Source organism: Apilactobacillus sp. EABW-1NA (assembly GCF_030398685.1).
GTDB classification, from domain to species: Bacteria; Bacillota; Bacilli; order Lactobacillales; family Lactobacillaceae; genus Apilactobacillus; species Apilactobacillus waqarii.
In genome coordinates this window covers 25,163-45,683 of record NZ_JAPDKO010000011.1, presented here as the reverse complement: position 1 = coordinate 45,683, position 20,521 = coordinate 25,163, and the positions used below count along the sequence as shown (strand labels likewise).

The 20,521-nt window shown below is 40.7% G+C and carries 21 protein-coding genes, 1 riboswitch and 1 other annotated feature; of the genes, 9 read left to right on the top strand and 12 right to left on the bottom strand.

Features of this window, described 5'->3' with window-relative positions:
• Positions 1–981, bottom strand: a complete 981-nt coding sequence (locus OEZ61_RS04475) for an asparaginase (RefSeq protein WP_272946454.1) — start codon at positions 979–981, stop codon at positions 1–3.
• Between the two features lie 121 nt (positions 982–1,102).
• Positions 1,103–1,202: riboswitch (purine riboswitch) on the top strand.
• Between the two features lie 71 nt (positions 1,203–1,273).
• Between OEZ61_RS04475 and OEZ61_RS04470 the strand changes: the two genes are divergently transcribed.
• Together OEZ61_RS04470 and OEZ61_RS04465 are read left to right on the top strand one after the other, a co-directional pair.
• Positions 1,274–2,581, top strand: coding sequence for a nucleobase:cation symporter-2 family protein (locus tag OEZ61_RS04470; protein ID WP_248601113.1), 1,308 nt, complete (start codon positions 1,274–1,276; stop codon positions 2,579–2,581).
• Between the two features lie 62 nt (positions 2,582–2,643).
• Positions 2,644–3,015 (top strand): hypothetical protein, encoded by a 372-nt coding sequence (locus tag OEZ61_RS04465; RefSeq protein WP_053791993.1) that lies wholly within the window; start codon positions 2,644–2,646, stop codon positions 3,013–3,015.
• Between the two features lie 26 nt (positions 3,016–3,041).
• On the opposite strand, the gene OEZ61_RS08185 is transcribed toward OEZ61_RS04465, so the two are convergent.
• Positions 3,042–3,662, bottom strand: coding sequence for an MFS transporter (locus OEZ61_RS08185; RefSeq protein WP_354669367.1), 621 nt, complete (start codon positions 3,660–3,662; stop codon positions 3,042–3,044).
• A gap of 6 nt (positions 3,663–3,668) precedes the next feature.
• The gene (locus tag OEZ61_RS08180) at positions 3,669–4,541 is read right to left on the bottom strand and encodes an MFS transporter (protein WP_354669366.1); all 873 of its coding nucleotides are present in this window, start codon (positions 4,539–4,541) and stop codon (positions 3,669–3,671) included.
• 218 nt (positions 4,542–4,759) lie between these two features.
• On the opposite strand from OEZ61_RS08180, the gene OEZ61_RS04455 reads away from it, so the two are divergent.
• Positions 4,760–5,020, top strand: a complete 261-nt coding sequence (locus tag OEZ61_RS04455) for a hypothetical protein (RefSeq protein ID WP_290047041.1) — start codon at positions 4,760–4,762, stop codon at positions 5,018–5,020.
• 97 nt (positions 5,021–5,117) lie between these two features.
• Positions 5,118–5,828: an aquaporin gene (locus tag OEZ61_RS04450; RefSeq protein ID WP_057198318.1), complete on the top strand. Its 711-nt coding sequence runs from the start codon at positions 5,118–5,120 to the stop codon at positions 5,826–5,828.
• On the opposite strand, the gene OEZ61_RS04445 is transcribed toward OEZ61_RS04450, so the two are convergent.
• Together OEZ61_RS04445 and OEZ61_RS04440 are read right to left on the bottom strand one after the other, a co-directional pair.
• On the bottom strand, positions 5,803–6,651 hold the full coding sequence (locus tag OEZ61_RS04445; protein ID WP_290047040.1) for a DegV family protein: 849 nt from the start codon (positions 6,649–6,651) through the stop codon (positions 5,803–5,805). The two genes, OEZ61_RS04450 and OEZ61_RS04445, sit on opposite strands and share 26 nt — an antisense overlap.
• A gap of 134 nt (positions 6,652–6,785) precedes the next feature.
• Positions 6,786–7,259: a DUF2798 domain-containing protein gene (locus OEZ61_RS04440; RefSeq protein WP_217304101.1), complete on the bottom strand. Its 474-nt coding sequence runs from the start codon at positions 7,257–7,259 to the stop codon at positions 6,786–6,788.
• Between the two features lie 115 nt (positions 7,260–7,374).
• On the opposite strand from OEZ61_RS04440, the gene OEZ61_RS04435 reads away from it, so the two are divergent.
• Positions 7,375–9,735, top strand: a complete 2,361-nt coding sequence (locus OEZ61_RS04435) for an ATP-dependent DNA helicase (RefSeq protein ID WP_290047039.1) — start codon at positions 7,375–7,377, stop codon at positions 9,733–9,735.
• 40 nt (positions 9,736–9,775) lie between these two features.
• On the opposite strand, the gene OEZ61_RS04430 is transcribed toward OEZ61_RS04435, so the two are convergent.
• Complete coding sequence (locus tag OEZ61_RS04430) at positions 9,776–10,810, bottom strand: lactonase family protein (protein WP_057198325.1); 1,035 nt, start codon at positions 10,808–10,810, stop codon at positions 9,776–9,778.
• 140 nt (positions 10,811–10,950) lie between these two features.
• Positions 10,951–11,198, top strand: a binding site (T-box leader).
• A gap of 41 nt (positions 11,199–11,239) precedes the next feature.
• On the opposite strand from OEZ61_RS04430, the gene OEZ61_RS04425 reads away from it, so the two are divergent.
• The 4 genes from OEZ61_RS04425 to OEZ61_RS04410 all read left to right on the top strand — a co-directional run bounded on the left by OEZ61_RS04425 (position 11,240) and on the right by OEZ61_RS04410 (position 14,567).
• Complete coding sequence (locus tag OEZ61_RS04425; RefSeq protein WP_290047038.1) at positions 11,240–12,613, top strand: amino acid permease; 1,374 nt, start codon at positions 11,240–11,242, stop codon at positions 12,611–12,613.
• Positions 12,606–13,526: a homocysteine S-methyltransferase gene (mmuM, locus tag OEZ61_RS04420; RefSeq protein WP_290047037.1), complete on the top strand. Its 921-nt coding sequence runs from the start codon at positions 12,606–12,608 to the stop codon at positions 13,524–13,526. Before OEZ61_RS04425 ends, mmuM begins: the two co-directional genes overlap by 8 nt.
• A 75-nt stretch (positions 13,527–13,601) precedes the next feature.
• Entirely contained in the window at positions 13,602–14,021 is a 420-nt protein-coding gene (locus tag OEZ61_RS04415) for a hypothetical protein (RefSeq protein ID WP_290047036.1), read from the top strand.
• A gap of 84 nt (positions 14,022–14,105) precedes the next feature.
• Entirely contained in the window at positions 14,106–14,567 is a 462-nt protein-coding gene (locus tag OEZ61_RS04410) for a Fur family transcriptional regulator (RefSeq protein WP_225351435.1), read from the top strand.
• A gap of 52 nt (positions 14,568–14,619) precedes the next feature.
• Here the strand turns inward: OEZ61_RS04410 and OEZ61_RS04405 are convergent, their stop codons facing one another.
• The 6 genes from OEZ61_RS04405 to dapD form a co-directional block, all read right to left on the bottom strand.
• Positions 14,620–15,696, bottom strand: a complete 1,077-nt coding sequence (locus OEZ61_RS04405; RefSeq protein WP_290047035.1) for an aspartate-semialdehyde dehydrogenase — start codon at positions 15,694–15,696, stop codon at positions 14,620–14,622.
• Positions 15,697–15,794: 98 nt separating this feature from the next.
• On the bottom strand, positions 15,795–16,976 hold the full coding sequence (locus tag OEZ61_RS04400; protein ID WP_041153020.1) for an aminotransferase class I/II-fold pyridoxal phosphate-dependent enzyme: 1,182 nt from the start codon (positions 16,974–16,976) through the stop codon (positions 15,795–15,797).
• Positions 16,977–16,987: 11 nt separating this feature from the next.
• Complete coding sequence (dapB, locus tag OEZ61_RS04395; RefSeq protein WP_290047034.1) at positions 16,988–17,746, bottom strand: 4-hydroxy-tetrahydrodipicolinate reductase; 759 nt, start codon at positions 17,744–17,746, stop codon at positions 16,988–16,990.
• Positions 17,746–18,660, bottom strand: coding sequence for a 4-hydroxy-tetrahydrodipicolinate synthase (gene dapA / locus OEZ61_RS04390; protein WP_290047033.1), 915 nt, complete (start codon positions 18,658–18,660; stop codon positions 17,746–17,748). The genes dapB and dapA overlap by 1 nt, the downstream gene beginning before the upstream one ends.
• A gap of 1 nt (position 18,661) precedes the next feature.
• Complete coding sequence (locus tag OEZ61_RS04385) at positions 18,662–19,807, bottom strand: N-acetyldiaminopimelate deacetylase (RefSeq protein ID WP_290047032.1); 1,146 nt, start codon at positions 19,805–19,807, stop codon at positions 18,662–18,664.
• A 4-nt stretch (positions 19,808–19,811) separates the two neighbouring features.
• Positions 19,812–20,516: a 2,3,4,5-tetrahydropyridine-2,6-dicarboxylate N-acetyltransferase gene (dapD, locus tag OEZ61_RS04380; protein WP_034532610.1), complete on the bottom strand. Its 705-nt coding sequence runs from the start codon at positions 20,514–20,516 to the stop codon at positions 19,812–19,814.
• Positions 20,517–20,521 lie beyond the last annotated feature (5 nt).

Genomic DNA, 20,521 nt, shown 5'->3' with positions numbered 1-20,521 from the left:
CTATGATATTGCGTTACTCATAAATCTAGCTAACTCTTCACCAGACTTGTGCGCACTTAACGCAATGATTAATTTAATACGTGCTTTTTGTCCGTTTAGACCGTGACAGAATTCTAAGCCCATTTCTTCCAGTTGAATTCCTCCACCTTCATAGGCGTAGATGTCTTGTGCAACCCCACTTAGACATCTGGAAACCAAAATGACTGGGATGTTTCTATCGACTAAACGTTTTACTGAATCTAATGTTTCAGGAGGTAGGTTACCAGCACCTAGTCCTTCGATTACTAGACCGTTAGTTTGATCATTATCTAAAGCGTCAAACAAGGTCCCGTCCATGCCGGCAAAGGCCTTGATTAGATAAACGTGGTCCACTAGTGAATCAACGTTTACGACTTCACTTTGGATTAGTTCTTGGTAAAATGTTGGTTCGTGCTTAGAAATAATTCCGATTGGACCAAAAGTTGGTGTTCTAAAAGTCGCCACGTTAGTAGTGTGGGTCTTAGTAACGTATCTGGCGGTGTGAATTTCATCGTTCATTGCCACCAAGACACCCTTGTTCTTAGCTTGTGGGCTAGCAGCGGTTGCTGCAGCGTTCAATAGGTTGTATAGACCATCTGAACCAATTTCGTTTGATGAACGCATGGCACCAGTTACGACGACTGGAAAATCGTTGGCCAAAGTTAAGTCCAAGAAGTATGCAGTTTCTTCTAGGGTATCGGTACCATGGGTAACTACGACACCATCGTATCCTTGCTTTCTTGCTTCCTTAATTCGATTAGCGATTTCAAGCATTCTATCAGGGGTCATATGTGGAGATGGTAAGTTAAAAATCTCCTCATTTGTAATATCGATTCCTTGATCTAATAAATTATCTTGTTGATTGGCGATTGGATTTTGTTCATTTTGAACAACTTCCCCGCTTTCGTCTTGAGACATTGAAATAGTTCCACCGGTGTGAATTGCTAAAATATGCTTCAAGATTATTCCCCCCTCGTATCTATCAAATAGTACTTTCCATTGTACCTTATAATTGTGAAACTGAACAATTATATTCATTATAAGGATTGCTTTTTTTGCAAAATTCGTCTAATATTGAATTTACAAAATTAAATCAGTTATTGCCTATATATTTACCATAATAAGGTTGGTAAGTTTCTACCCGGAACCGTAAAGTTCGGACTATAAGCAAAAAGATGAAGGTCTCTTTGCTTTTTCTAGCATTGAGGTTTTTTTATTTTTCAGGGTAATAATTAAATATTAGGAGGAATTTTGTTTGGATAAACATGAAAGCAATTTGCAACAGGTATCCCAATTCAAGGCTGCCATTTTAGGTTTCCAACACTTGTTAGCAATGTATTCAGGTGACGTTATCGTTCCATTGCTAATCGGTGCTTTCTTACACTTCAATGCAGCTCAAATGACTTACCTGGTTTCTGCAGATATTTTTATGTGTGGGATTGCCACACTACTACAACTTAAGAAGACCCCACTTACTGGGATTGGTCTTCCCGTTGTATTGGGATGTGCGGTACAAGTTATTACACCACTTGAAACTATCGGTGGTACTTTAGGTGTCGCATATATTTATGGAGCTATTATTTGTTCTGGTTTATTCGTATTCTTAATCTCAGGACTTTTCGCAAAACTACGTAAGTTCTTTCCACCAGTGGTTACTGGTTCACTAATTACCATTATTGGTTTCTCATTAGTACCAGTTGCCGTTCAAAACTTGGGTGGTGGAAATGCTTCAGCTAAGAACTTCGCCGACCCTCACGATTTAATCGTCGGTCTAATTACCATGGCCGTTATTATCTTGATTAACATCTTTGGAAAAGGTTTCTTTAGATCAATCTCTGTATTGGTTGGGATGGTAGTCGGAACAGTGATTGCTTATGCACTTGGCATGATTTCATTTGCTTCAGTCGCACAAGCAAGCTGGTTCCACTTCCCACAACCTTTCTACTTCGGTACACCACACTTCAGCTGGTCAGCTATTCTAACCATGATTTTAGTATCACTAACTACCATGGTGGAATCAACCGGTGTCTTCTTGGCACTGGGTGATTTAACTGGTCGTAAGCTAAGCGAAAAAGACCTAGCTAACGGTTACCGTGCTGAAGGTATCGCTGCTATGCTTGGTGGTGTCTTCAACACCTTCCCATACTCAACTTTCTCAGAAAACGTTGGTGTGGTTCAACTATCAGGTATTAAGACTAAACGCCCAATTTACTACGCCGGATTATTCCTATTAATCTTAGGTCTACTTCCTAAGGCTGGAGCTGTGGCAACAGTAATTCCAAGTTCAGTGCTTGGTGGTGCTATGGTCGTAATGTTTGGTATGGTTGGGGTTCAAGGTATCCGTATTCTACAAAACGTTGACTTCAGCAAGAATGCAAACCTATTAATTGTTGCCCTATCAGTTGGTACTGGTATTGGTGTAACAGTTTACCCACAAATCTTCAGATCACTTCCACAAGCTGCTCAAATCATCCTAGACAACGGTATCGTTGTCGGTGGTTTCCTAGCTGTCCTATTAAGTTTCTTATTCAGCTTAACTGGTCAAATTGAATTGGAAGACTAATCAATGTAAAATGATAACCATCATGTATAATATGCATGATGGTTATTTTTTTGGAGGCAATTATGGATAATAACGAAAGATTTTACGAACCCAAAAACTCAAAAGACGCAATGCGTTTTATCGAACGCCTATTCAACTCATACAAGGACTCTCCTTTGACCCAATCACTATTGGTCTACCACCAAAAGTTGATCAATCAATTGAGAGATAATATCGAACCCGCTGCCAAGACCGAAGGCATTGAAAGCCGCGTTAAAGCAGCGCAAAATATGCAACGCATCATGGCTGACTGGGTGCAAATCAAGATGGCCGGAAAACCTTATAATGGTCGCATGCACCACTTTGATTTCCAACCAGACTCAGCTCAACAAAAGTTCAAACGAAACAACATTAAACTATCAAATAACGGTGGCCACCAATCAAGTCGCCACTAAAAAAAGCCGCTTTTACGAGCGACTTTTTATTTACTCTTTTTGCTTCTCATACATAACAAGATGTAGCAAAGAATTCCGGCAACGATAAAGATGAAACCATCTGTAACCGCCACGCTATCAATACCTCGATAAAAGGCATTGTGCACGATAGATAACAACGATGAGTTGTGCATCTTTTCAGCGATTTCACTCCCCGCAAATGGTCCAGCATTTTGGAACAAGTGCATCAATGAATCACCCATCTTAGAAGTAACTAAGTGAGCGTTGTAGCTATCGGTCAATGCTAATCCTAATACAACTAGTCCCAGACTGGTCCCGAATTGTTTACCAACATTTAGTAATCCAGATGTCATCCCAATTTCCTTTGGTTCTACGGAACTAACGGCAATGTTAGATGATAGTGGATTAACGAATGCATTGGCCAAACCTAAGGTTACGAATGTAGGTATCAAACCGTACCAGTGGTTTTGGTTACCCAAGAAGACTGGTAGGACGAACATTCCGACACCGGCTAGAATTAATACGAAACTGATGATTAGTCCCGGATTAATCTTAGTGGCAATCTTACCAGAGATGGGGCCAATCACAAGTGAAAACGCACTAATTAACATTAGTTGCGCCCCACTTTGTAGTGCTGAATAGTCCATGTAGTTTTATGATAGCACGATGATGTAGCTAAATGCTGCATATATGGCAATTCCTAATGTTAGGTTGGAGATGGCACTTCCAACTACCTGTCTGTTTTTAAGCAAACTAAGATCTAACATTGGACTTGAAAAGTGCTTTTCCCAAACGGCAAAAATGGCGATTAGAATAACACCAGCTGCCAACAAGGCAAATACGTGCATATCGAACCAAGAGTATCCATAGTGGGTTTCTTTTTGAATTAAGCCTAAAATAATGCAGAACATAAAGGCAAATGATAATAGCATTCCAATAAAATCGATTTTGCCACTATTGAACGTCTTGGAAGTTGGAATGTATCTGGCACTCATGAATAGCGCAATCACTCCGATTGGGATATTCATCCAAAAGATAGATTCCCAACTAAAGAAGCTAAGTAGAATTCCCCCGAATAATGGGCCAAGTGCGGTGGATAGACCTGCCACACTTCCCCAAATTCCAAGAGCTAATCCTCTTGATGGACCTTCAAAGATGTCGGCAATGATACTCATGGAAAGGCTAAGCATTCCGGCACCACCGATTCCTTGAATGCCACGGAAGATGATTAACCAAGTAATACTTGGTGCGACACTACATGCTAGTGAGAAAGCAGAGAATAGTACCAAACTAATGATAAAAATGCGTTTCCTCCCTATTAAGTCCCCTAACTTAGAAATTAGGAACAACACGGCCGCAAACATTAATGTGTAAGCATTAATGACCCATTGTAACTGACTAAAACTACTGTTAAAGCTAGTCTGAATGGTTGGTAGAGCAACGTTTACAACGGTCACGTCTAACAGACCCATGAAGAATCCTAGACAGACAGCGACCAATGCAAACCATTTATTTCGACTTTGCATAACAAGTCTCCTTCGTATAATATTTCCTTCGCGCCTATCTAACGCGAGCCCGCCTGTCGATATGCCTATCGATTGTTCCCGCCGAGGAATACCATACTGTTTTAACTAATATAACATATTACAGCATTATTATTTTTTCGACTAGTAAAAGCTATTTGCTAGCAAGTTGGACCTCCTATTTGTATAATAATCTTTTATTAAGATTAGGTGGTGGATTGATGAATTACGATAAATACTTGGATGATTTAAATTACGAGGATGCTGATACTGTCTTGGGTAGTGTCATGAGTGCGGCCGGTTTTCCTAAAGTTGCAAACATTGCGGATGCCTGTGACGTCGCCTACCTATCGGGAAACAAGTCCGATCGTAAAATCATCGAACAACACCAACCCATGTTTTATAACACCTTAGAACACCGTCTCGTGAACAAACAAGACGTTATCGATATCATTAACCAACTAAACGCAAACAAAAAGTGAAACCAAGAAATGATTTCACTTTTTATCTGATATGGTTTTAATTTTATTTCAATAAGTGATAATCTATCATTTGTAGACAGCTAAAGGAGGGATGGAAATGAAACTATTATTAGGTGAATTTATCGGAACCTACATAATGTTATCCTTGGGATTAGTAACCAGTGTTATCATTAACTACTTCTTATTCCCCAAAGGACAAAACCGTTTTATTACCGGATTTTACTGGGGTATTAGTATCCTGATTCCATCCCTTCTAACAACTTTCTTCTTTGGGACCGCCGAATACAATCCGGTAGTATCACTCACCCTAGCCGTTAACCACCAAATTCACTGGTGGCTAATGATTGGTGAAGTACTTACCCAAATCCTCGGTGCCTGGCTAGCATCACTAACCGTCAAGGCAGTCTGGTCAAAATGGTTGGCTAGTCTTCCTTTGAACTTGAACTTCTATGCGACCGTCCCTCGCGACGTCAACAATTGGAAGCGTAACTTCAAGTGGGAAATCATCGGGACCTTCTTGATTATCGTTAATACAGAAATGCAAAATGACATCAATGCTCAATGGTGGATCAAGACCTTATTCTCATCATTACTAATGATGATTATAATAAGTATCGTTGCTCCAATCACTGGGGCCGCATTTAATCCCACTCGTGATTTAGTTCCTCGTTTCTTCTTTTCTAGAACTTACGACAAACGATTATCACAATGGAGATATGCGGTGGTCCCTTTCTTAGGACCTATCATTGGTGCCATTTTAGGAATTATCTTTTCAGTTATCTTTAGTCATCTTGTTTACAAGTCATGATGGCAAATGCATTTTCACCGGTATGAGCTGCAACGATTGATGAAGTATATTGAACTAATACGTTAACGTTTGGGAATTGTTCTTCCAGACGTTTTTTTAATGCCATCGCAAATTCGTCACTACCAGTGTAACTGATACCGATGAACTTGTAGTTGGTGTTGGCGTTAGTTTCAAAGAATTGGTCTAACCACTTAGTGATGGTCTTCTTACCGCGACCCTTTAGTTGTAGCTTTAGGTCATCTGGTAATAGTTGGAAGACAACGTGTAAGTTCATCATTTTTGAGATAATACCAGTTGCCTTGCTGATACGACCACCCTTTACTAGGTTTTCAAGTGTACTTACACCGATGTATAGTTCGGAATTTTCAATGTCATGGTTCACGTGGTCAATGATTTGATCACGAGTATAATCACCTGATTGAGCCATCTTAGCTGCTTGAACCACTAGGAACCCTAGGCTTTGATCGATGTAGTGAGTGTTAACCACTTTAACGTCTCCGTCAGCGATTTCACTAGCTTGGCTAGCGGCGTGGACAGTTCCACTTAATAAATCGGTCATGTGTAGTGACAAAACTGTGTCGCCGTCCTTGGTTAGTTCGTTGTATACTTCAACGAATTGACCGATTGAAGGTTGACTGGTAGTAGGAAAGTCACCCTTTGGATTGTCTTTGATGTATTGAATTAGTTTTTGACCATCCATATCAATGCCATCTTGGTATGCTTGACTACCAATGTTGACGTTCAATGGAATTACTTTAATGTCGTACTTGTTAACAGTTTCTTCTGGAATTAGAGCTGTTGAATCCGTCACAATTTTAATCATGTTATATCTCCTCGAATTCTTATTCTACCTATATAATAACGGTATTTAGAATATTTTTCAGTAATTATTTATCTAAATTTAGATTTATTCAAGAAAATAAAAAAAGCCACCGTATATCCGGTAGCTTTTCATGATTATTTTTCATCAATTGCGGCTTGAATCTTACCTAATAGTAAGCGACAGATTGGGCCAACAATCACTAATTGTAGTGGTAATGCTAGGCATAGGTTTAAAATCCATGCATGACCATACATTGCCCATGTGATATTTTCAAAACCAAAGGTAACGATGATTCCAAATAGTGACATTAAGGTCACCATGCCAAGTACCATCATGGTTGAAATGCATAGCGCAATCTTAATTGGTGTTTGTTCCCATTCAGGTTTGAATATATAATTGAAAAAGATAGCTTTAACGAGTGGGCCAACTAACACTAAATCTAAGATGGCGGCAACTACTAATGCTAGTGGGTAGCCCACTAGTACTTCGACAATAAAACCGGCGTGAATTCCGCTAGCCATCGCGATGTTATATGCTTCCATAACGATAACCATAAGTCCGGCCATCATCCCTGTAAACATTAATTCTTCTTTAAATCCTCTAGGCATAAATATACCCCTTTCTTTTATCTCTATAATTTAGCCTAGCACATCAAAAATTTTTTCATAAGTTACAATTCTGTTACAAATTACATATCAATCCTAAACGAAAGGAGGAACCATCTTGAATCGCATCGGAATCAGAGACCTAGTCGAGTTCACACTGAGAAGTGGTGACTTAAACGCCCGTTTGAATAGCTCCAATACCGCTAGAAAAGGTGCCCAAATCCACCGCAAACTCCAAAAGAGCAAATACATGCACTTTGAGAGTGAATACTATTTGGATACCAAACTCAAGATTAACGACATCGACTTTCACATCGAAGGTCGTGCCGATGGTGTTTTAATCGACGGTAAGGATGCCGAAATCATCGAAATTAAGACATCCGACGTTGAATTTAAGGACTTACCGGAAAGCATCATGACACTCTACTGGGGACAAGTGAAGGTCTACGCATATCTGTTAATGCAAAAATTTGATGAACTAGATGAGGTCAAGTTGACCCTTACCTATGTTCAAACGCCCGATGAAATCATCACCGACAATGAAATCACCATCAATCGAGATGAGGCCCAAAAATTCTTCGACGACCTCATCAGTGAATACGAAGAATGGCTAAAGCTTAGAACCGACATCATTAAGGAACGAAACAAGACCGCCAATCAAATGGCCTTTCCGTTTAAAGAATTCAGACACGGTCAACGTAACTTCTCCGCTGTCGTCTACAAGACAATCGCCAATCACAAGCACTTATTTGCTCAAGCTCCCACTGGAACCGGGAAGACGATTTCGACGCTCTTTCCCGCCGTTAAGTCGATGGGCCAAGAATTAGCCAACCGCATCTTCTATCTGACCGCTAAACAAAGCACTCGTATCGTTGCCAAGGAAGCGATGGACTTGATGATAAATAAGGGACTAAAGGCCAAGACCATCACTTTAACCGCCAAGGAAAAGATTACCTTCGAGGCTGAAAAGGATTTGAAGCCTGAAGATAATCCATACATGATTGGTTACTATGACCGTTTGAAACCGGCCATCAAGGATGTATTGGAACATGTCGATCAAATCGACTTCGACGTAATTCAACAATACGCCGAACAATACAAGATTGACCCTTTCGAATTCTCACTCGATCTGAGTCAATTCTGTGACGTCATCATCTGTGACTACAACTACCTATTTGATCCACAAGTGCACCTCCAACGTTTCTTCACGGTCGAAGATTCCGACAACATCTTTTTAATCGACGAAGCCCACAACCTGGTCAACCGTTCCCGTGACATGTACTCGGCAGCAATCTCCAACAAGATGTTACCCGACCTAATCAAGGCCACCAAGGACCAAGAGGATAACGAAAGACTGCATAAGGCATTGAAATCATTCCGCAGGTCATACACCCTAAACGTCAAGCCGCTAACCGAAAGTGATGAGGAATACGTTCACTTGGATAATCCGCCAAGCGCGTTTGTTAAACAACTCAATAAGCTCTGCGATGTCATATCCGATTGGCTCGGTAAAGACGAAAAGGATGAAGAGTTAAACGACACGATTGTCGATTACTACTTCACCTTGCTTAGTTTTCAACGGATTGCCGAACTATATGACGACACGTTTAAAACCAGAATGTTTTATGACCGCGACCAAAACGTCATCATCAAACTGTTCTGCATGGACCCCAGTCCGTTTATCGGTGAGTCACTCAAACTTGGTGGCAGTGCCGTCTTGTTCTCGGCCACTCTTTCACCAATGGACTACTATCAACGAGTCTTGGGGGATGAAGAAGACAGTCTGGTCTATGAAATCGATTCGCCGTTTAATCCAAATAACCAACAGGTGATTATTACCAACTACATTCAAACCACCTACGCCAAGCGAAAGAGCAGTATTCAACCAATTGTCGATACCATTAACGCCATGATTAGTAGTAAGAATGGTCATTACCTCATCTTCCTACCATCTGGTAAGTATTTAAACGATGTCGTTGAAGCGTTTGAAAAAGAAAATCCGACCGTCGACGTTCTCGTTCAGGAAAGCGAAATGAGTCCCGAAGAGCGACAATCATTCATCGATACGTTTAAACGAGATGACAATGACACTTTGGTCGGCTTTGCCCTACTGGGTGGAATCTTTTGTGAAGGAATCGACCTTAAGGGTAGCCACCTCATTGGTGTCGGGATTGTCTCGGTTGGACTACCAGGTTTAAATCCAGAAAATGATTTAATCAAGTACTTCTTCGATGCCGAAAACGGTCATGGTTTTGACTTTGCTTACCAACTACCGGGATTAAACAATGTTTTTCAGGCCGCCGGTCGATTAATTAGAACCAACCAGGATGTCGGAAACGTCGTTCTAATGGATCAACGATTCAAACAAAATCGTTACCAAAAACTCTTCCCAAGAAATTGGCACCAGGGTCAATTATCGACCGCGTTTAACATCAATCAGACTAAACAAAAATTGAATCATTTTTGGCAACAACACTAAAAAAAGACTTACGGAAAATCCGTAAGTCTTTTTTAATTATTTATTTTTCGCGTGCGACACAGACACCTTCTGGAACATGAACATCCTTTTGAACAACAGTTAACTTACCGCTGTTAGAATCGCGTTCGTATAAGGTAGCGTCGTTAGTGTTTTGGTTAACAACTACCATGAACTTTTCATCGCTACTGAAGTTAAAGTCACGTGGGAAGTCACCTTCAGTGCTTGCTAGTTGAATTAGTTCAACCTTACCGTTGTCTTTAACTTCAAAGACCGCAATACTGTTGTTACCACGGTTTGAAACGTAGACAAACTTACCATCACTTGATAGACGGATGGCAGCGGCACCGTTGTGTTCTGTCCAGTCATCAGGAATAGTGGCAACGATGTGGTCTAAGTGGAAGCTACCATCATTTTTATCGTAGTTCACAACAGCTAGCTTACTGCTTAATTCACCAACGATGAATGCAACGTGTTTTTGTTCGTCGAAGACAACATGACGAGGACCAAATCCAGCTTCCATCTTTAATGTAGAAACTTCGGTTAAGGCACCATCATCTGCGATGTCGTATACGTAAACCATGTCTTGGCCTAAGTCGACAACAGCTAAACGGCCATCTGGAGTTAGGTCAGCATAGTGGGGATGAGCACCACTTTGTTGTTCTGGACGTGGACCCACGTTACCTTGATGAACAACCTTGTTTAAGTAAGTTAGTGATCCGTCTTCTTCAATCTTGTATACCATTACCTCACCGGTGTGGTAGTTGGCAGTGTATACAAATTGGCGACCTTCATCAACAGTGATGTATGCTGGGTTGGTGTCTTCGTTTAAACAAACGTTGATTTCCTTAGCGGGACGAGTTGAGTTATCTAGTGCTAGTGCACCACCCTTACCGTTTTCACCCTTGTCGATGGCGTATAAACGGTTGGCCTTTGAAACGGCTACATATGTTGGATTACCAGCCTTGGCAACCAATTGTAGGTTTTGTAATTGCTTTTTGTTTTCATCTAATTCGATTTCATAGATTCCTTCACTTGTATCTCTAGTGTAAGTACCAATTAAGAATTTTTCAGTCATAATTAAATCTCACTTTCGCTTAAAATTTAATATCTCCTTTCTATTATTGCATATTTTGCCAATAATGCTAAACAGTTAATTCAAAAATTTCCCCTTGAAAATTTTTATAATGTATCTATAATTAAAAATACATAATAATATATTAGGTTTTGATGAGAAAAAGTACGTAACGGATGATTGCCAAGAGAGTTCATGGTTGGTGGAAATGAACGTTTCAAAGTTATCGAAAATGGTCTCTGAACCTTCGAGAGTGAATTGTTTAGCTCCCGACATTTGTGTATGTTACAACACGAAGGAATCAACAGGTTCTGGATAAGATAGTTAATGATATCAATGTATCATTTTAGCTATAAAAATAAGGTGGTACCGCGAAGCATTCGCCCTTTTTGTAAGGGCGGGTGCTTTTTTTATTTTTAAGGAGGTTTATTTATGAGTTCGCATCAGTTTTCAAAAAATTTAAAGGCCAGAAATCTTATCACCATGTCGCTTGGTGGTGTGATTGGAACTGGTATCTTCATGAGTACTGGATACTCAATTCAAACAGCAGGTCCAATCGGAACCATTCTAGCCTACGTAATTGGTTCAATTCTGGTCTGTATGGTAATGGCCTGTCTGGGTGAATTATCCGTTCATGATCCAAACACAGGAGCATTTCATACATACGCAAGTAAATACATAAATCCCGGTATCGGTTTCATTACTGCATGGATGTATTGGTTAACCTGGACAATTGCGCTGGGTTCCGAATTTATTGCCCTTTCTACCATTGGACAACAATACTTTCCAAACATTCCTGTTTGGGGATTTAGCTTAATCTTCACCGTCATCATTTTGTTGTTAAACATCATCAACATGAACCTATTTTCTTCCAGTGAATTCTGGATGTCATTGATTAAGGTATTAGCACTGGTCGTATTTCTAGGCCTTGGGATTCTAATCATCTTTAAGATCATCCCAATTCACCACACCCATTTCAAACCATTCTTCGGCCAACTAACCGCTAACGGGATTTTTCCCAATGGTTTAATTCCAGTCATCTCCATCGTGTTATCAGCCAACTTCGCCTTCTCAGGTGCGGAAATGATTGCCGTGGGTGCTGGTGAAAGTCAAACCCCCGAAAAGACCGTGCCACAATCAATCAAGCATACCTTAATCATCTTGGTAATTTTGTTCATCGGGACCATCGTGGCATTGGGTTCCATCTTGCCACAAAGTGATTCATCACTAGCGCAAAGTCCATTTGTCACTATCTTATCTAACATCAACATCCCATACGCATCAGACATCATGAACCTAATCCTATTTATCACCATCTTCTCGGGTGCTAACTCTGGAGTCTATGCTGCATCTAGAATGCTTTGGTCACTAGCAGACAAGAACACTCTACCAAAGGGACTAGCGAAGTTATCCAAGAACGGAATTCCCGTCTATGGACTAATCCTCACTATTGCTGGTGGACTATTAGCATTATTCTCAAGTATCTATGCACCAAACACCGTTTATCTAGCATTAACCGCGATTTCAGCGTTTGCCGTTGTCTTCGTCTGGTTGGTAATTGGTTGGGCGCACTTCAACTTCAGACGCCAATTTATCAAGGCTGGTCACTCCACTAGCGAGTTGAAGTACAAGGCACCACTATTCCCACTTCTACCAATTCTAGTCATCATCATCTGTCTGCTTTCATTGGTCGGAATCGCGTTTGACCCTAACCAACGTATTGCCATCATCATCGGAGTGCCATTTGCTATCATCTGCTACATCTGGCACGCATTAGTATATAGAAAGAAGGATCATCATGAATAAAGTAAATAATTGGATTAATCAACAAGACCACATTTTAATCGACAGCTCAATGTCAACCGGTTTGGAAGAACGTGGCTTAAAACTAAACTCCAACCTATGGACCGCCGCTGCTTTAGAATCACACGAAGACCTAATCGTCGACGTCCACAAGAAATACTTCGATGCCGGTTCATCAATGACTACCACTAACACCTACCAAGCCAGTGTGCCTGGTTTAGTCAAAGCTGGCTACAGTGAAAATCAAGCCATCGCCTTAATCAAAAAGGCCGTTGAATTAGCCGACCGCGGCCGCAATGAATCAACTAATCCTAACCCCAAGTGGTTATTGGGTGGGGTCGGCCCTTACGGTGCCTTTTTAGCCAACGGTTCCGAATACACCGGGGATTACTCATTGACCGATGAAGAATACATCGCCTTTCACGAGGGTCGTATCAAGGCCATGGTTGAAGCAGGCATCGATGTGTTAATCTTGGAAACATTACCTAACATCAACGAATTAAAGGCGATTACCGAATACACTAAGCAATTCGATATTCCGGTGATTGTGGCGGCGTCATTGAGGGATAAATCCCATCTAGCCGACGGCAGCTCACTAATTGAAGTGGCATCATTTTTGGAATCACAAGAACACGTAATTGCTTATGGTTTGAACTGTACCAAACCACAACTAGTCACTCCTGCATTAAAGGTGTTGAAACAAAGTCACCCTACCCATAAACCATTCATCGCCTTCCCTAATTCTGGTGCGACTTACAATCCAGAAATCAAGGAATGGAATCACGACGATTTATCATTTGAAGAATTCGATGAACTAATTGCCCAATGGTTCAACTTAGATCTTAAGTTCGTTGGTGGTTGTTGTTGCATGACAGAAGAACAAGAACAACACATTCACGACAAATTCCTCAAATAAATTAAACACCTGATTTCTTTCAAATTTAGTTTTTCTCTACTATAATAAAGTCTAGTAAATTTAAGGAGACTTATTATGCGTAGTTTTGAAGGATTAAGACCAATCATCACTGAACATTTTTATATGGATTGGTTAACAGAATTTAAGCTTCAATCAGTAATTGATTTTCAAAAGCAACAAGATGAAAAAACAGACATCATGAGCACTTCCAACTTCATCAATGCCATCATGAACGACATCATGAGTCAAAAAGGCTTGCTATGGGGTGTTATGGATAAGGAGACCAAACATTTCGTCGGTGTCGCTGGTATCTCCAATCTGCAAAGCGATGCCCCCATCGTCTACGTTAATGTTTTAAACATTTCTACCGATGCCGAACTGGAATTAATTAAACGAATTGTTCAATTCAAACATCAATATTGGCCTGATAAGAATTCTCAATTCAACATTTCACCATTAAATGATGAAATTAAGGCTACAATTGACGCTTTATAGTTGATTTTATTTGCTTTCTGGGCTTTTTAATCTTATTATTAAGATAGAATAGTTATAAAGTAATAATCAAAGGGGGTAGAGTGTTTGTCTAACGAAATGTACGAAAAGGCCTTAGAAACCTTACGCAACAATAATGTAAGAATTACACCTCAAAGACAGATTATCCTAAAGTATTTAATTAATCATGATAATCATCCTTCCGTAGACACTATCTACGAAGCTTTGAAGCAAGAATTTTCTAACCTAAGTATTGCAACCATTTACAACACGTTACAATTATTCGAAAAGTTAGATATTATCATTGCACTACCTGCTGAAGATGGTGGAATTAGATATGATTTCTTTGGTTCTCCTCACTTCCACGCTATTTGTGATAATTGTGGTGAAATCGAAGATATCGACTTCCCTAACTATAAGCAATTAAAACAAGAATTAGCCAAGGAAGCGATGGATCAAGCTGGTTTTCAAACCAACAAGATTCATATTGAAGTCTTTGGCCTTTGCAAAAATTGCCGAGAAGAATTAGCTAAAAAAGATAATCAATAACAACAAAAAAGAGTCACATTCAATCGAATGTGACTCTTTTTATTTACCCTTTTTAACCACGGTAGTAGTCTTCTGGGACACGCACTAAATCACGCTTTACTAATTCTTCAGCGTTTTGAACAGTGTTCCAAGCGGCACCCTTTAACAAGTTATCCGCTACCACCCACATGTTAAAGCATCCAGGATTTTCTTGGTCTGCACGAATGCGACCAACGAAAGTTGAACGCTTGCCTTCTGCGGTAATTGGTTGTGGATATACTTGATGATCTGGGTCGTCTTGTAGAACTGCACCATCGAATTGCTCGATAACGCGTTGAATATCTTCTTTAGTAGCTGACTTGTCTTCTACTTCGAAGTATACGGATTCACCGTGAGAAATGGCAACCGGTACACGAACACAGGTAGCGTTAACCTTGATGTCTGAAGCATCCATGTCGTTTAACATGATCTTCTTGGTTTCATGAACCATCTTCCATTCTTCATGAGTAGAACCGTCTTCTTCAAAGACGTCAATTTGTGGTAATAGGTTAAATGCTAAAGGATAGTGCTTCTTATCACCCTTAGTAGGTAAAATATCTGCGCTCATTTCCTTACCGTCTAGGTAGTCTTGAGCTTGGCCGTAAAATTCATTTAATGCTGATTGTCCAGCACCTGAAGCGGCTTGGTAAGTGGATACAACGATTTGGTTTAAACCAAACTTTTCAAAGACAGGTTGTAAGGCAACCACCATTTGAATGGTTGAGCAGTTAGGGTTGGCGATAATTCCACGATGGTTAGCTAATTGATCAACGTTTACTTCTGGAACAACTAGTGGGACATCTGGGTCCATACGGTATGCACTGGTGTTATCGATACATACGGCACCGCGCTTTACAGCTTCTGGTAGGAACTTCTTGGAAGTAGCCCCTCCGGCTGAAGCTAACACAATGTCGACTCCTTCAAATGAATCTGGAGTTGTTTCTTCAACTTCGATTTCTTCACCCTTGAATTCAATCTTAGTACCAGCTGAACGGCTTGAAGCAAGTAACTTCAAGTTCTTAACTGGGACGGTGGAGTCCTCTAGTTGTCTGACCATTCTCATACCTACTGCACCTGTTGCTCCTAAAATTGCTACGTTATACTCTCTCATCTTTACAAACCTCACTTTTTATCTATTTTGAATAGACATCTGTCTTTTATATGCATACACTTTATTATTAATATACTTTATTTTTCAGATTTGTCAATTCATTTTCCTAATAATTGAATAAATTTATTTAGTCGATCGAGACCGGCTATTAGTTTTGCTTCACTAGCGGCGAAGGAAATTCTGATGTAACCTTCTCCACTCTTACCAAACATGCGACCAGGAATTACCCCTAGGCCAACCTTTTCGGCAAGGTCTAAACCAAATTGATAGTCATCTTTTCCGTAACTATCATCGATTTTGATGAAACAATAGAATGTTGAAGTCGGCATCACGTATTCAACACCTATTTGATCTAACCTAGAAGATACAAAGTCACGACGTTTTTGATAAATTGCCTTAGCTTGAAAGGCGTCTTCTTGACCGTTAGTCATTGCTTCTAGTGCTGCATCTTGAACGTTGTCAGCGACACAGGTCACCATGTAGGCGTTAATCATTTTAATTCGTTGCATAATTTCGCTTGGACCACATATGTATCCAAAACGCCATCCGGTCATCGCATGTGATTTTGATAAACCATTGATGTATAGCACTTGGTCTGGAATTTCGCGTGCTAATGAGTAATGATCATGATCAAAGGTTAATTCACCGTAGATTTCATCTGAAAGTACCCAGATTGGTGATTTTGCGATAACTTGTCCTAACTTTTTAACTTCGTCTTCGGTGTAAGATACACCAGTTGGATTGTTAGGGTCGTTAATTACTAATGCAACGACGCCTGGATGTTGTTTTAGGGCATCTTCTAGCAATGCTGGTGTCAATTTAAAACCAGTTTGACTGGTATCAACATCGACGACGTGACCACCCAAGATTTCAATAATTGGTTCGTACAATGAAAAGATTGGGGTTGGAATGATAACTTCATCCCCAGGGTTCACGATTGCTTGTAGTGCTGAATAAATTGATTGAGTCGCACCGTTGGTCACCACGACTTCTTCGGCATCGTATTTAATGTGCCAGCGGGTAGATAAGTAATTTGTAATTGCTTGTCTTAATTTGACCTTACCCGCTTGCGCTGAGTAATGTGAATCATTGTCGTTGATTCCTTGAATCGCTGCTTGCTTGATATGTTCAGGGGTATCTAAGTCAGGTTCCCCCAAAGTTAACTTGATTAGATCTTCGTTTTTTGAAATCGTGTCGTCGAAATGACGAATTCCAGATGGTGCGATTCCGTTTAAACGGTGGTTATAAGTTCTCAAAAGCTGTGGATTGGTTCTTGGCATACAATCACTTCCTACAAAATATTTTCTAGACCATCGACCAAGCCGTGTAGTTCAGGAAGCTTTTCTAATGCTACCCATACTCCTTGCATGAATGATTCACGATCGAATGAATCTTGTCGAATGGTTAATGCTTCACCGGGGCCACCGAATAATACTTGTTCGTGGGCCACGTAACCGGGTAGTCGAACAGCGTGAACGGGAACCCCCTTGTAGTACATCCCTCTAGCTGGTTCATCTTCTTGGTTGATGTTTTGTCCTTGTTTGGTTTCACTCATCATGTCGACTGTGTGAATGGCAGTTCCTGATGGTGAGTCAGTCTTGTCTTCATGGTGCATTTCGATTACTTCTACGTCTGAGAAGTATTTAGCAGCTTGTTGAGCAAATTGCATTAATAGCACTGCTGATAAACCAAAGTTAGCGGCGATTAGGCCGTTGACGTTTTCACCGTCAGCTAGCCTGATTAGTTCTTGTTTTTGGTTTTCTGATAATCCACTGGTCCCAACGATTGGTGAGATGTGGTGTTCAATTGCGTATTTGACGTTATCAAAGACGATGTTTGGTTGAGTGAAGTCAATCCAAACGTCGTAGTCGCCTTCAATGTCATCTAGACTGGTGAAGACTTTAACGTCGTCTGATAAGTTGTAGTCACTTGGGTTCACATCAGTTTTACTGGTTAGAATCCCTGTGATGTTATATCCTGGTTTATCCGCTAGTAAGTGGACCACCTTTTGGCCCATTGATCCGGTTGCTCCTGCTAGAAAAATATTCATTAGTTTCTCATCTCCAAACCTAAGTCATGTAGTAATGCGTCTTCTGGTAGTTCCAAATGACGCGCTAAGTTTCTGCGTTCTTCGTCATCCAATGGCAAAATTGGTAGGCGGCATCCCCCAACCGCAAAGCCTTGTGCGTTTAACACGGCCTTGACTGGGGATGGTGATGGATACATGAATAATGCATTCATACGTGGGGTTAGCCATCTTTGTAGTTCACCGGCATGACGGTAGTCACCGATTTCTAGTGCTTCATACATTTCACGCATTTGGGTGCCATAGATGTGAGAAGCAACTGAGATGATGCCATCTGCACCGATAGCCTTGGCGAATAGTGCTTGAGCATCTTCCCCACTGTATACGTGGAAACCATCTTCTGTATGGTCAACCAAGTATTCTAGGTCTTCCATTGATGTACATTGCTTTACACCGATGATGTTTTGATGGTGTGATAGTTCAACTACGGTGTCGTTAGCCATGGTAACGCCAGTTCTACCTGGGATGTTGTAAATGTAAATTGGTAGCGTTGCTTGATCAGCAACTGAGGTAAAGTGAGCAATCATTGAACGTTGGTCGGGCTTGTTGTAGTAAGGTACGACTACTAACAAGGCGTCGATACCGGCGATGGTTTGCACTTGGCGGTTAAATTCGATAGTTGCTTTTGTGTTGTTACTACCGGTTCCGGCAATCACGTATGCGCTGTCGCCAACCATGGCACCAAAGCGAGTATATAGTTCAATCTTTTCTTCAGTGGTAAGCGTTGGTGTTTCTCCTGTGGTTCCACCAATCACAAATCCACGACTGCCATTTTCTAGACAGTGTTGAGTGACTCTTTCTAATGCAGCGTAATCAATGTTGCCATTATCATCAAACGGTGTGATGATTGCGGTCATAATATCAATATTTTGTGTCATTTTAATCGTCTTCTCTCATTTCGAATTCTAAAAATGAACTAATTGCGTTAATTCCCTTTTCAATGCAGCTTTCATCAGGATTGAATGTGTCGGTGTGAAGTGCTGATGTGTTACCAACACCTAGCCAAAACATGGTTCCATCAAAGTGATGAAGAATGTAACCGAAGTCTTCTCCGGTCATTGCGGGCATTGTGACTGTGAAATCCACATCTGGATTTGCTTGCATAAAGTTCATAAAACGGTCGGTTAACTTTTGGTTATTGTTGACTGGGTAGTAGCCACCTTGGTTGATATCAACCTTCACTTGACAGTTGAAACCAACTTCAATTCCCTTACATATTTCAATAATCCTGGTCTTAACTGTTTGAATCATTTCTTGGTTCAAACCACGAATGGTTCCTTTGATGTCTACTCTTCCGGCAATCACATTTCTGATTGTTCCACCGTTGATTTGTCCAAAGGTTAATACTGCTCCTTGGACTGGATCAACATTTCTTGAAACGATGGTTTGTAATTGGGTAATTAGCGTTGCTGAAGCAACCACCATGTCGTTTGCTTGGTGTGGATAAGCAGCGTGGCCACTCTTACCAATTAAGGTAATATCTACTTCACTGGTCCCGGCAAACAAGGTTGGATAGCAGCATCCAATGGTTCCAGCTGGTAGTTCTGGTGTGTCGTGTAATCCGTAGAATTCATCAACATGCCAGTCACCTGCAAATAGGTTGCTGTCGACTGCTACCTTGGCGCCACTTTTACTTTCTTCGGCTGGTTGAAAGAAGAAAATCAAGTCGTCGACTGGTTGACATTGAGCAAAGTGTTCCAACAATCCGATTGCAACCGTCATGTGAATATCATGTCCACATGCGTGCATCACCGATTCGTGCTTTGATGAAAACTCTAACCCAGTCTTTTCACTAACCGGTAGGGCATCCATATCACAACGGTAACCAATGGTTTTAGTCGAGTTGCTTCCATTCACCTTTACCAAAATCGCAGTTGGTAATTGTTCAGGAGTAAAAACTTCCATATTATCTGTAGCAAATTCGTTGATTAATTCTAATAGGTATTGATGGGTTTGACTTTCGTGCATCGCTAATTCTGGAATCTGATGCAAATGGCGTCTCACCGCAATTAAATCTAAGGTCATATCATCACAACTTTCTTAGTGCATCTTCTAATTGAGTCTTTCCCTTGGTTTGATCGTCAATATCTTTAATTTTTCGTGCTGGGTTTCCGGCAACTAATGTGTTTGGTTCAACGTCGTGTAAAACAATTGATCCGGCTGCAACAACTGCACCTTCACCAACGTGAACTCCTTCGATTACAACGGCGTTAGCACCGATTAATACGTTGTCGTCAATGCGAACTGGAGTAGCTGAAGCTGGTTCGATTACACCCGCTAGGACTGCACCGGCACCAATATGACTGTGCTTTCCAACGATGGCACGACCACCCATGACAACTCCCATATCAATCATGGTGTCTTCACCGATTTCACAACCGATGTTGATAACGGCACCCATCATGATAACCGCGCGGTCACCAATCTTAACTTGGTCTCTGATAGTAGCACCCGGTTCGATACGAGCGTTAACGTTTTTGATGTCTAATAGTGGTACGGCTGAGTTTCTAGCATCGTTTTCCAATTCGTATTCAGTCACTAAATCTGACTTCAAGATTGGTTCGATGTCTTTCCAGTCACCAAAGACAGTTGCGCTTTGATCATTTCCGAATACCTTTACTGATTGTGGAAAATCAATTTGTGCAATTCTTCCATTAATATATGCCTTAACTGGCGTCTTCTTTTCTGCGTTTTGAATATAGCTAATGATTTCTTGTGCGTTTAGTTCTGCCATAATAA